The sequence below is a fragment of the Streptomyces sp. MMG1533 genome, from assembly GCF_001279775.1.
Lineage (GTDB): Bacteria > Actinomycetota > Actinomycetes > Streptomycetales > Streptomycetaceae > Streptomyces.
Genome location: NZ_LGDG01000045.1, coordinates 1 through 11,391, shown reverse-complemented (window position 1 = coordinate 11,391; position 11,391 = coordinate 1). Strand labels below are relative to the sequence as shown.

At 69.9% G+C, this 11,391-nt stretch carries 9 protein-coding genes; 2 read left to right on the top strand and 7 right to left on the bottom strand.

Going from position 1 to position 11,391, the window contains the following annotated elements:
- Positions 1–332 precede the first annotated feature (332 nt).
- Entirely contained in the window at positions 333–1,340 is a 1,008-nt protein-coding gene (locus ADK57_RS08510; RefSeq protein ID WP_053748755.1) for a stage II sporulation protein M, read from the bottom strand.
- 134 nt (positions 1,341–1,474) lie between these two features.
- Here ADK57_RS08510 and ADK57_RS08505 point away from each other — a divergent pair, with 134 nt between their 5' ends.
- Positions 1,475–2,563 carry an RDD family protein gene (locus ADK57_RS08505; RefSeq protein WP_199830509.1) on the top strand — a complete coding sequence of 363 codons (1,089 nt, stop codon included), beginning with the start codon at positions 1,475–1,477 and terminating at the stop codon, positions 2,561–2,563.
- A 79-nt stretch (positions 2,564–2,642) separates the two neighbouring features.
- Here the strand turns inward: ADK57_RS08505 and ADK57_RS08500 are convergent, their stop codons facing one another.
- Together ADK57_RS08500 and ahcY are read right to left on the bottom strand one after the other, a co-directional pair.
- Entirely contained in the window at positions 2,643–3,257 is a 615-nt protein-coding gene (locus ADK57_RS08500) for a hypothetical protein (protein WP_053748754.1), read from the bottom strand.
- A gap of 156 nt (positions 3,258–3,413) precedes the next feature.
- Positions 3,414–4,871, bottom strand: coding sequence for an adenosylhomocysteinase (gene ahcY / locus ADK57_RS08495; protein WP_053748753.1), 1,458 nt, complete (start codon positions 4,869–4,871; stop codon positions 3,414–3,416).
- 469 nt (positions 4,872–5,340) lie between these two features.
- Between ahcY and ADK57_RS08490 the strand changes: the two genes are divergently transcribed.
- The gene (locus ADK57_RS08490; RefSeq protein WP_053748752.1) at positions 5,341–7,473 is read left to right on the top strand and encodes a fructose-specific PTS transporter subunit EIIC; all 2,133 of its coding nucleotides are present in this window, start codon (positions 5,341–5,343) and stop codon (positions 7,471–7,473) included.
- 117 nt (positions 7,474–7,590) lie between these two features.
- On the opposite strand, the gene ADK57_RS08485 is transcribed toward ADK57_RS08490, so the two are convergent.
- From ADK57_RS08485 to ADK57_RS47090, 4 genes are all read right to left on the bottom strand, one after another.
- A complete protein-coding gene (locus ADK57_RS08485) occupies positions 7,591–8,571 on the bottom strand; it encodes a cation diffusion facilitator family transporter (RefSeq protein ID WP_053748751.1) in 981 nt (326 codons plus the stop codon).
- A 112-nt stretch (positions 8,572–8,683) separates the two neighbouring features.
- Complete coding sequence (gene manA, locus ADK57_RS08480) at positions 8,684–9,835, bottom strand: mannose-6-phosphate isomerase, class I (RefSeq protein WP_053748750.1); 1,152 nt, start codon at positions 9,833–9,835, stop codon at positions 8,684–8,686.
- Positions 9,836–9,942: 107 nt separating this feature from the next.
- A complete protein-coding gene (locus ADK57_RS08475) occupies positions 9,943–11,070 on the bottom strand; it encodes an SIS domain-containing protein (RefSeq protein ID WP_053748749.1) in 1,128 nt (375 codons plus the stop codon).
- A 64-nt stretch (positions 11,071–11,134) separates the two neighbouring features.
- Complete coding sequence (locus tag ADK57_RS47090) at positions 11,135–11,305, bottom strand: Trm112 family protein (RefSeq protein WP_007382472.1); 171 nt, start codon at positions 11,303–11,305, stop codon at positions 11,135–11,137.
- Between the last annotated feature and the right edge of the window lie 86 nt (positions 11,306–11,391).

Genomic DNA, 11,391 nt, shown 5'->3' with positions numbered 1-11,391 from the left:
TCCCTTCGGTCTTGCGTTTCCGACTCTATCAGACCTTTTCCGATCTGATTTCCTCGGTGCTTTCCAGGTTCCCGCTCTCGCGTTTCCCTTTCCGGCGCTCCCAACATTATCAGAACTTTTGAGCCGGTCTGACCGGCCATCCGTTTCCGATTCATCGGGAAGGGGCTTCTTTGAAATCAATATTTCCAGAAGCAGACAGACACTCACTGTCGCCGAACCAGATGATTGCTGGGCTCCAGGCAACTGTTCGAATCTACCTCCCCTCAAGCTCCGTGTCAACGGCTCTCTTGGGGCGAAGGAGACAGTAGCAGCTCAGCGGGGGTGCATGCACATCAGGCGGCCGTCGGAACGGTCGCGCTTCGCTCGGCTGCCTCGACATCGCCGGTGTCTCCGGCTCGGACTGCACGGGCGCCCAGGACGTAGACGTACGTAAGGAATGCCGCCTCGGCCGCGATGCCGATACCGATGCGGGCCCAGGTGGGCAGGCCGGACGGGGTGACGAAGCCTTCGATGGCGCCGGAGACGAAGAGGACGAGTGCGAGGCCTATCGCCATGCCTACGGCGGCTCGGCCCTCCTCCGCCAGGGCTGAGCGTCGGGAGCGCGGGCCGGGGTCGATCACCGTCCAGCCGAGGCGCAGGCCTGTGCCGGCCGCGACGAAGACGGCGGTGAGTTCGAGCAGGCCGTGCGGGAGGATGAGGCCGAGGAAGGTGTCCAGCCGGCCGGCCGAGGACATCAGGCCGAAGCCGACCCCGAGGTTGAGCATGTTCTGGAAGAGGATCCAGAGGACCGGTAGGCCCAGGAAGACACCCAGAACCAGGCACATGGCTGCGGCCTGGGCGTTGTTCGTCCAGACCTGGGCGGCGAAGGAGGCTGCGGGGTGGGTCGAGTAGTACGACTCGTACTGGCCGCCGGGGCGGGTCAGCTCGCGCAGTTCGGTCGGGGCCGCGATGGATGCCTGTACTTCGGGGTGAGTGCCGATCCACCAGCCCAGGAGGGCCGCCACGACCGTGGAAAGGAGCGCTGTGGGCACCCACCAGTGGCGCGACCTGTAGACCGCGGCCGGGAAGCCGTACGCCAGGAAGCGTGTGACGTCGCGCCAGGAGGCGCGACGGGTGCCTGTCACCGCACTGCGCGCGCGTGCCACGAGTTGGCTGAGTCGGCCGGTCAGCTGCGGGTCGGGGGCGCTGGACTGGATCAGGGACAGATGGGTGGCGGTGCGTTGGTAGAGGACGACGAGTTCGTCGGTCTCGGCGCCCGTGAGGCGGCGCTGGCGCCGGAGCAGCGCGTCGAGGCGGTCCCATTCGGCTCGGTGGGCGGTGACGAAGACGTCGAGGTCCATCTGTCTGCCTGCTCCTCGGCTGGTCGTCGGCGGTTCGTCGTGGCGGTCAGCTTGTCGTACTGCGACGCGATGCGCCCTCAGCTTGGCAGACTGACTGTTCTCGGGGCAGGTCAGGGGAAGGACGGCGGACAGACGTGAGTGATCTGGTGACGGGCGAGGCGGTGGCGCTGGAGTTGCGCCCCGCGAAACTGCCCAGCAGGGCGTTGGCCGTACTGATCGATCTGGCCGTGGCCGTGACCGCCTACATCGTCGTCACCCTCGTGCTGGTGGCTTCCACGGCTTCGCTGGACGAGGCGGCACAGGTCGCGTTGTCGATCTCGGCGTTCCTTCTCGTGCTGGTGGGGGCCCCGATCGCGGTCGAGACGCTCAGCCATGGGCGTTCGCTCGGGAAGCTGGCATGCGGACTGCGGGTGGTACGGGACGACGGCGGGCCGATCCGGTTCAGGCATTCGCTGGTGCGGGGAGCGGTCGGTGCGGTCGAGATTCTCATGACGTTCGGAGTCGTCGCCTGCATCGCCTCCCTCGTCTCGGAGCGTGGTCGTCGGCTCGGTGACGTGTTCGCGGGGACTCTGGTCGTACGGGAACGGGTGCCGGCCGCGCGGACTGGTTTCGTGCCTCCGCCTCCGCCCTGGCTGGCCGGACGCTTTTCGGCGCTTGACCTGTCGGCGGTCCCGGACGGCTTGTGGCTTGCGATCCGCCAGTATCTGACGCGGATGCAGCAGTTGGATCCGCAGGTCGGTTGGGCCATGGCGGAGCGGCTCGCCGCTGATCTCACGGCTCGTACCGGAGCTCCGGCCCCGCAGGACGTGCCGCCGGCCGCATATCTGGCGGCGGTCGTGCAGGAGCGGCAGGCGCGGGAGGCTCGCCGAGCCTTCGGCGCTGGAGCGGTGGGCGGGGCACCGGTCGGTGCGGCATACGCCGGTGGCCGGCCGGGCGGTGGTGGTGTGCCGGGTGCCGGCAGCGCGCCGCATGCTGCCGCTGCACCGGGTATGTACGGGCCTCCCGTAGTGCCGCCTGCGGCGTCCGCTGCTCAGCCCGCCGCGCACAGTGCGTGGACCACTCCGTCAGGAGGCGGGGAGGCGGTGGCTTCGACGGCCGGTCAGGCGGAGGGCCGCGTCGGCGGTGAGCCCGGGATGCCGGGGCAGCCGAGTCGGCCTGCGGCGACGCCACGAGAGGCGACGGCTGCCGATCGTCCCGCCACCGGGTTCGTGCCGCCTGCCTGATGTGTGGGATGGCCGCAGGGGGCCGGCCGTATGCGGTCGCCAGGCTCCCTGCCTCCACTCGTGTAGCTCGCGTCCGCGCTCAGGCGAATGCCGACGGCGGGGATTCGAGGTCTTCCAGCTCGATTCCGGGTGCCGCGAGCACCACGTCGCCGGCGATGTGAACGGTGTGCTGCTCCCCCGTGTCCAGGGCTGTGACCTGGTATTCGTCCACGGTCAGAGGGCCGTTGTCAGTGGCGTGTGCTTCTCTTTTCAGCAGGGCCCAGGACTGGTCAACGGTGCGCGGTGCGAGGACCGGATCCGTGAAGGCGACCAGGCGTACGCGGGTTGCCGTTGCAGAGGGGGTGAGGCGGAGGAGCCGGGTGGTGGCGACGAGGAATGCGGGGGATGTGCCGGTGAAGGCGTGGGCGGGGACGTTGCCTTCCGTGGCTTGGGTGCCGGTGGGGTCCGTGCGGACCCAGGTGACGCCGTCGAGGGCGGCGCCGCGCACCTGCCAGTTCGCGGCGTGCAGTTCGAGGCGGATGGGACGGCCGAGTTCGTCGAGGGTGAGGTCGACGGAGCCGCTGTGGCCGCCCGAGGGGGTGGTCAGTTGAGCGACGTAGCGCCAGCCGGAAGGGCCGGGGGCGCAGTGGAAGTGTTCTTCTGCGAGGGGGGTGTGATCGTGCGGATCATGGAGCGAATAGCGGCCGCGGGGCATGGGGGTCCTGGTCCTGGGGCTTGACGGGCTGGTCCGGCCGCAGCGGCCAAAGGGGCAGGCCCCCGGCACGGGGGTGCGGGGGCCTGCCTCTGAGGACCTGCTGTTGCGGGAGCGCGTCAGTGCACGGACGTGCTCGTCGCGAGCCGAGGTGCGGGCTCAGTAACGGTAGTGGTCCGACTTGTACGGGCCGTCGACCTCGACTCCGATGTACGACGCCTGCTCCGGGCGGAGCGTGGTCAGCTTCACGCCGAGCGCGTCCAGGTGGAGGCGGGCGACCTTCTCGTCGAGGTGCTTGGGCAGCGTGTAGACGCCGATCGGGTACTCGGACTGCTTGGTGAACAGCTCGATCTGGGCCAGCGTCTGGTCCGCGAAGGAGTTGGACATCACGAAGGACGGGTGGCCCGTGGCGTTGCCCAGGTTCAGCAGGCGGCCCTCGGAGAGGACGATGAGCACCTTGCCGTCGGGGAACTTCCAGGTGTGGACCTGCGGCTTGACCTCGTCCTTGACGATGCCGGGGATCTGGGCGAGGCCGGCCATGTCGATCTCGTTGTCGAAGTGGCCGATGTTGCCGACGATCGCCTGGTGCTTCATCTTGGCCATGTCCGAGGCCATGATGATGTCCTTGTTGCCGGTCGTGGTGATGAAGATGTCGGCCTTGTCGATGACCTCGTCGAGGGTCGTGACCTGGTAGCCGTCCATCGCCGCCTGGAGCGCGCAGATCGGGTCGATCTCGGTGACGATGACGCGGGCGCCCTGTCCGCGCAGGGACTCCGCGCAGCCCTTGCCCACGTCGCCGTAGCCGCAGACGACCGCGGTCTTGCCACCGATGAGGACGTCGGTGGCGCGGTTGATGCCGTCGATCAGGGAGTGGCGGCAGCCGTACTTGTTGTCGAACTTCGACTTGGTCACGGCGTCGTTGACGTTGATCGCCGGGAACAGGAGGACGCCGTCGCGCTGCATCTCGTACAGGCGGTGGACGCCGGTCGTGGTCTCCTCGGTCACGCCGCGGATCTCGGAGGCGAGCTGGGTCCACTTCTGCGAGCCGTCCGTGATGGTGCGGTGCAGGAGTTCGAGGACGACGCGGTGCTCGTCGGACTCGGCGGTGTCGACGGACGGGACCTTGCCGTCCTTCTCGTACTCGACGCCCTTGTGGACGAGGAGGGTGGCGTCACCGCCGTCGTCGAGGATCATGTTCGGGCCACCGGTGGGGGTGTTCGGCCAGGTCAGCGCCTGCTCCGTGCACCACCAGTACTCCTCCAGGGTCTCGCCCTTCCAGGCGAAGACCGGGATGCCCTGCGGGTTGTCGGGCGTGCCGTTCGGACCGACGGCGATGGCGGCGGCCGCGTGGTCCTGGGTGGAGAAGATGTTGCAGGAGGCCCAGCGGACCTCGGCGCCCAGCGCGACCAGGGTCTCGATGAGTACCGCGGTCTGGACGGTCATGTGCAGGGAGCCGGTGACACGGGCGCCGGCCAGGGGCTGCGTCTCGGCGTATTCCTTGCGGATCGACATCAGGCCGGGCATCTCGTGCTCGGCGAGGGTGATCTCCTTGCGGCCGAACTCGGCCAGGGAGAGGTCGGCGACCTTGAAGTCCTGTCGGTTGTCGACAGTCGTCATTCGAGCTGCTCCTCGGGATTGGGTCGAGGTGGGTACGGCTGGCCTGCGCGGCGGCGGACACAGGGGTGCCCCGAAGGAGGACACAGGCATGCCCACGTGCGCGCAGCGCAGTCCGTCGGAGGCCCTCTCTCCCTCGGTCGGTCCGCGGTGGGACCGCCCGACCGCCATCAGCAGCGACGTCTGGCTCCGACCCAAGCTACACCGGTGGACCCGGCCGTCCCCAGTCCGCCTCCGAAGACATCGCACCGATTGCGGAGTGTCGTCGGCGTCGGTGGTGGGCGGTCGTACAGCGATAACAGGACACCTACGAACGGGAGGACAGGACGCAACAGACCAGGGCAGGAAGGGACTTTCGCGCCTTTGAGCGTGGGTGCGGGTGTTGCAGGATGCGAAAGGATCGGAACCTCTGATCGATCCTGCGGGGCGTCCGGGGCGGCGTTCCGCGTGACAAAGGCGTTAGGAGATCGACGTGACAAGTCCGGCCGGCCCTCCCCCCACGGGCAGCGGCGATGGCGAGCGCAGGCGGTTGAAGCTGCTCGCGGTGACCGCGTGTCCGACCGGCATCGCGCACACGTACATGGCGGCGGAGAAACTCGCGCAGGCCGCCGAGAGCCGCGGTGTCGACATGAAGGTGGAGACACAAGGGTCCATCGGGGCCGAAAACGTGCTGGATGACAACGATGTCAGTACCGCGGACGGCGTCATCGTCGCCGCGGACAAGGACGTGGACCTGAGCCGTTTCGTGGGCAAGCGCGTCCTCACCGTCGGCGTGGCGGAGGGCATTCATCACCCCGAGCGGCTGATCGAGCAGGTGCAGTCGGCGCCCGTACACACCGAGAAAGGCTCGATCAAGCCCGCTGCCGACGGCGGCAAGGAGCGGAGCGTCGCGTACAAGGCGCTGATGAACGGGGTCAGTTACATGATTCCGTTCGTGGTGGTCGGCGGGTTGCTGATCGCCGTCTCGCTGTCGCTCGGCGGGCACACCGACCCCTCCGGGGGACTCGTCATCCCGAAGGACTCCTTCTGGATGGACGTGAACAACATCGGCGTCATCGGCTTCACGCTGATGGTGCCGATCCTGTCCGGATACATCGCCTACGCCATCGGGGACCGGCCCGCACTCGTGCCGGGCATGATCGGTGGGTGGATCGCCAACACCGGGTCCCTCTACGACTCGAAGGCGGGCGCCGGCTTCATCGGGGCGATCGTGACCGGGTTCCTCGCCGGGTATCTGGTGCTGTGGATCAAGAAGGTCAGGGTCCCGAAGTTCGTGCGGCCGATCATGCCGATCATCGTGATCCCGATCGTGGCGACCACGGCGCTCGGGCTGTTCTTCATCCATGTCATCGGGAAGCCGATCTCCTGGGTCTTCGAGCACCTGACCGACTGGCTCAGCGGGATGACGGGCACCAGCGCCATCCTGCTGGGCGCGATTCTCGGGCTCATGATCGCGTTCGACATGGGCGGGCCGGTCAACAAGACGGCGTTCCTCTTCGGTGCCGGGCTCATCGCGACGGGCAACCAGACGGTCATGGGCATGTGCGCGGCCGCGATCCCGGTCATGCCGCTGGGCCAGGGCCTGGCCACGCTGATACGGAAGCGGCTGTACACCGAGCAGGAGCGGGAGACCGGCCTCGCCTCGCTGTTCATGGGCTGTTTCGGCATCTCCGAGGGCGCGATCCCGTTCGCCGCGGCGCGGCCGGCGCAGGTCATCCCGGCCAACATGCTGGGCGGTGCCGTCGCCGGTGCGGTCGCCGGGGTCGCCGGCGTGGAGGACGCGGTGCCGCACGGCGGGCCGATCGTGGCGGTGCTGGGCGCGGTGAGTGGCGTGCCGATGTTCTTCGTGGCCGTGGTGATCGGGACGGCGGTCACCGCGCTGACGACGGTAACTCTGGTCGACATCAGTGAGCGGAAGCGGCGGGGTGCGCCGGTCGTCGGCGGGGGCGTCCCGGGGGCCGAGCCTGCGCTGGTCGGAGTGGGCGCCGGGGCCGTCGTAGCACCACAGGCCGTGGCTGGGGCCGCGGTGGCGGGCGGGAGCGCTTCCGCCACGGAGACAGCAAAGACAACGAAGACAGCGAAGACCGCGTCGGCCGAACCCGACGACGCCGACGGCTCCCACAGCACCGATGGCACCGATGGCACCGACGTGGTCCTCTCCGGCTACCTCACCGGGCAGACCGTGAAGGTCGCGCTCGACGCGCGTGACAAGGAGGCCGCCATCCGGGAGATGGCGGGGCTGCTCGCGCGGAGCGGCAAGGTGGCGGACGGGGCCGAGCTGGTGCGGACGGCGTTGCGGCGCGAGGAGCTGGGCACGACCGGGCTCGGCGAGGAGATCGCGATTCCGCATGCCAAGACGGACGCGGTGACCGCGCCCGTGGTCGGATTCGCGCGGTCCGTGGAGGGGGTCGAGTGGGGTTCCCTGGACGGGACGAAGGCCAAGTTGGTCTTCATGATCGCCGTGCCGGAGGCGGCCGCGGGTGACGAGCATCTGCGGATTCTGGCGCTGTTGTCGCGGAAGTTGATGGACGCCGGGTTCCGGGAGCGGCTGGCAACCGCCGAGGACGAGGACGCCGTGCTCGGCGTGCTGAGCGAGATCCGGTAAGCACACAAGGGGGTCCACCGAGCGACTCGGTGGACCCCGTTGCCGTACGAGACGGCCGCACCAGACGGCCGTATCAGACGGCCGCACCAGAGGGACGTACGAGACAGACGTACGAGATCAGTGGCCGGCGCCGTGCGATGTCGGGCCGCCGGGGGTGGCCTCGCGGTCGGGGCCCTTGGCGGCCTCGGCCTCGCTGTAGATGTCCGGTTCGAGGTAGATGACTCGGGCGATCGGGACGGCCTCGCGGATGCGGGACTCGGCGGCGTTGATGGCTGTGGCGACTTCGGTGGCCGTGTCGTCGTGCTGGACGGCGATCTTGGCGGCGACCAGGAGTTCCTCGGGGCCGAGGTGGAGCGTGCGCATGTGGATGATGCCGGTGACGGTGTTGCCGTCGACGATGGCGGCCTCGATCTTGCGGACCTCCTCGATGCCCGCGGACTCACCGAGCAACAGGGATTTGGTCTCGGCGGCCAGGACGAGCGCGATGAGGATGAGCAGGATGCCGATGCAGAGGGTGCCGATGCCGTCCCAGATGCCGTCGCCGGTCGCCAGGGCCAGGCCCACCCCGCCGAGGGCCAGGATCAGGCCGACGAGCGCGCCGAGGTCCTCCAGGAGGACGACGGGCAGTTCAGGAGCCTTGGCATGCCGGACGAATTCCGTCCAGGACTTCGTGCCGCGCAGGGGGTTGGACTCCTTGATGGCCGTGCGGAAGGAGAAGCTCTCGGCGATGATCGCGAACACCAGGACGCCCACCGGCCAGTACCAGTGCTCGATCTCGTGCGGGTGCTTGATCTTCTCGTAGCCCTCGTAGATCGCGAACATGCCGCCGACCGAGAAGAGGACGATCGAGACGAGGAAGGCGTAGATGTAGCGCTCACGGCCGTAGCCGAAGGGGTGTTGCGGGGTGGCCTCGCGCTGGGCCTTCTTGCCGCCCACGAGCAGCAGGGCCTGGTTGCCGGAGTCCGCGAGCGAGTGCACGGACTCGGCGAGCATCGATGACGAGCCACTGAAGAGGAACGCCACGAACTTCGATGCCGCGATCGCGAGGTTGGCGGCGAGTGCCGCCACGATCGCCTTGGTGCCGCCTGACGCGCTCATGTGTTCGCGTTGTCCCTTCGTACGCCGTCCCGGGCTTTGCCCGTCCTTTGCGGTGGGCCATTGTTGCAGCCCCCGGCACGACAGCAGCGCGCCAGGGCACCGAGTGGTCGCTTCAGACGACGACGGTCGCCCGGAAGACCGTGCCGGTCCCGGACACTTCGGTCTGTTCTCCGGCGGGCACGAAGACCGACTGACCTGGGGCCAGTTCGTGCTCGCCCGCCCGTACGGTGCCTGCCGTGCAGAGCAGGATCTGTGGGGTCGCGCGGGTGAGGTCGTGGGTGGCGCTGCCCTCCGGGAGGACGTACCGGGAGAGGCGGAACTCGTCGATCGGGGTCCCGTAGACCTCCTCGTCGTCGGGGGACGCCTCCGGGCGCAGCACGCCCGGGTCGCCGGCCTCGAAGCGGACGATGCGCAGGAGTTCGGGGACGTCGACGTGCTTGGGGGTCAGGCCGCAGCGCAGGACGTTGTCGGAGTTGGCCATGATCTCGACGCCCAGGCCGTTCAGGTAGGCGTGCGGGATGCCCGCGCCGAGGAACAGGGCCTCGCCGGGCTGGAGTCGGACGTGGTTGAGGAGCATCGCGGCGATGACTCCGGGGTCGCCCGGGTAGTGGTGGGCGATGTCCGCGTAGGGCGCGTAGTCGCCGCCGAGGCGGGCGCAGGCGGCCGCGGCCTCGGCGACCGTGTGGGCCATCTCCTCGCGATCGGCGGTCAGGATCGCCGTCAGGACCTCGCGCAGGGCCGCGTCCTCGGGGTGGGCGTGGAGCAGGTCGACGTAGGGCTTGAGGGAGTCGACGCCGAGGCCGTCGAGGAGGTCGGCGGCCTGCACGGGGGCGCGGAAGCCGCACAGGCCGTCGAACTCGGTGAGCGCGCAGATGAGTTCGGGCTTGTGGTTGGCGTCCTTGTAGTTGCGGTGACCGGCTTCGACCGGGATGTCGCGGCGCTCCTCGTCCTCGTAACCCTCCTTGGCCTGTTCCAGGTTGGGATGCACCTGGAGGGAGAGCGGGGCGCCGGCCGCGAGGATCTTGAGGAGGAAGGGCAGGCGGGGGCCGAACTTGGCGACGGCCTTCTCGCCCAGTTCCCGCTCCGGGTCTGCCTCGATGACGTCGACGAGCGTGCCGCGGTCGGTGCGCGAAGGTGCGCCCGGGTGGGCACCCATCCACATCTCCGCCTGCGGTTCGCCGGTCGGCTCGGTGCCGAGCAGCGCGGGGATGGCGGTGGTGGATCCCCAGGCGTAGGGGCGGACGGTGTTGTCGAGGCGGTCCATGCGGTTCTCTCTGCCGGTTCTCGGTGCTTACGACGCGTACGACGCCGGTCTTCTTCGGGTACGGCTGGTCCTCTTCGCGTACGAAGGCCCGGGCGTCCTGGGCAAGATCAGGCCCTCGAAGCGAGCGCCAGGTAAACGGCGGCGAAATCCGTGACGGCGATCAGTTCCGCGAGGGTCTCCAGTTCGCCGCCGGACTCCGGCTCCAGTTCGCTGATCGGAGTGTCGTGACTGAGGGCCAGGTCACGGGCGGCGGGGGCGGCGGTGAGGCCGCCGATCGGGCGGTCGCGGAGCAGCACCACGCGCGCGTGCAGGGCGGGCGGCTCCTCGACGCGGTCGCGGAAGAAGTCGTCCGGGTCGGCGTTCGCGGCGAGCGGGCCGGCGAGCAGGGTGATGTGCGCGGCGAGGGCCTCGGGCAGTTCGGCGACGACGGCCGGGCTGCCGGAGAGCTCGGCGAGGGCGGCGGCGAACCGGCGGCCGGCGGGGCCCGCGGAGGTGCCCTCGGTCCAGATGACCGGGAGGGCGTCGGCGAGCTCGGCGGCCAGGGTCTTGGCCGGGTTGCTGTAGGTCGCGATGGCCGGCCCGCAGCGCTCGGCGATCCGGTCGAGGCGGTCGGCGACCTTCTCCAGGGCGTCGGGCGGGGCGGCGAGCAGGCCGGTGCGGTCCAGGAGCGCGAGGAGCGGGGTGAGCAGCGCCCACAGCACGCCGGGGGCGGATGCGGCGAGGGGTTCGTCCTGGTCGTACGGGGCGGTCGCCATCGGTACGAAGAGGCCGTGGGCGCCGTCGGCCGCCTCGGCGAGCGGGGAGTCGGACGGGGCCACGGCGACGACGCTGCAGCCGCGGCGGTAGGCCTGTTCGGCGAGCAGTGACAGGCCCGGCTCGCTGCCGTCGGGGGTCGCGATCAGCAGCAGGTCCACGGAGCCGGCCCAGCCGGGCAGCTCCCAGCGCATGGCGCCCGCTGCGGGGGCGACGCCGGTGGGGGCCAGGCGGGTGACCGGGCTGCCCGCGCCGGCGAGCGTGCCGAGGAGGTCGGCGGCGTGGGTGGCGGCGGCTCCGGGGCCCGCGATGAGGACGGCGCGGGGGCGGCCGTCGGGTTTGAGGTCGCCCACGCCGGCCTCGGCGGCGTGGCGGGCGGCGGTGCGGACGCGGGCGCCTGCCTCGGCGGCGCCGCGGAGCAGGCCGCGGTGGTCGGCCTCCGAGAGTGCCTCGGGGTTGTCGAGCAGCGATTCGTCGAGCATGGGCGGGCAGCCTCCGGTCGCCGGGTCGTCGGTTTCGCGGGTGTCCGGGTCGCCAAGTCGTCGCTTACGCGGGGCGGCGGGCCTCGTCGACGAGGAGGACGGGGATGCCGTCGCGGACGGGGTACGCCAGGCCGCAGTCCTGGCCGGTGCAGATCAGCTCGGTGTCCTGCTCCTTGAGGGGGGCGTGGCAGGCCGGGCAGGCGAGGATCTCCAGGAGGCCGGCTTCGAGCGGCATGGGGTGTCCCTTCGGGGCGGGCGTTCGCGTGTACGCGTGCCTGTGCGGATGTGCCTGGTCAGGGTACCGCCGGTGGGGGTGGGGGG

Coding starts and splice junctions, on each gene's coding strand:
- ahcY (WP_053748753.1), bottom strand. CDS start 4,871: ATGACGACTGTCGACAACCGACAGGACTTCAAGGTCGCCGACCTCTCC.
- ADK57_RS08475 (WP_053748749.1), bottom strand. CDS start 11,070: ATGCTCGACGAATCGCTGCTCGACAACCCCGAGGCACTCTCGGAGGCC.
- ADK57_RS08485 (WP_053748751.1), bottom strand. CDS start 8,571: ATGAGCGCGTCAGGCGGCACCAAGGCGATCGTGGCGGCACTCGCCGCC.
- ADK57_RS47090 (WP_007382472.1), bottom strand. CDS start 11,305: ATGCCGCTCGAAGCCGGCCTCCTGGAGATCCTCGCCTGCCCGGCCTGC.
- ADK57_RS08510 (WP_053748755.1), bottom strand. CDS start 1,340: ATGGACCTCGACGTCTTCGTCACCGCCCACCGAGCCGAATGGGACCGC.
- manA (WP_053748750.1), bottom strand. CDS start 9,835: ATGGACCGCCTCGACAACACCGTCCGCCCCTACGCCTGGGGATCCACC.
- ADK57_RS08500 (WP_053748754.1), bottom strand. CDS start 3,257: ATGCCCCGCGGCCGCTATTCGCTCCATGATCCGCACGATCACACCCCC.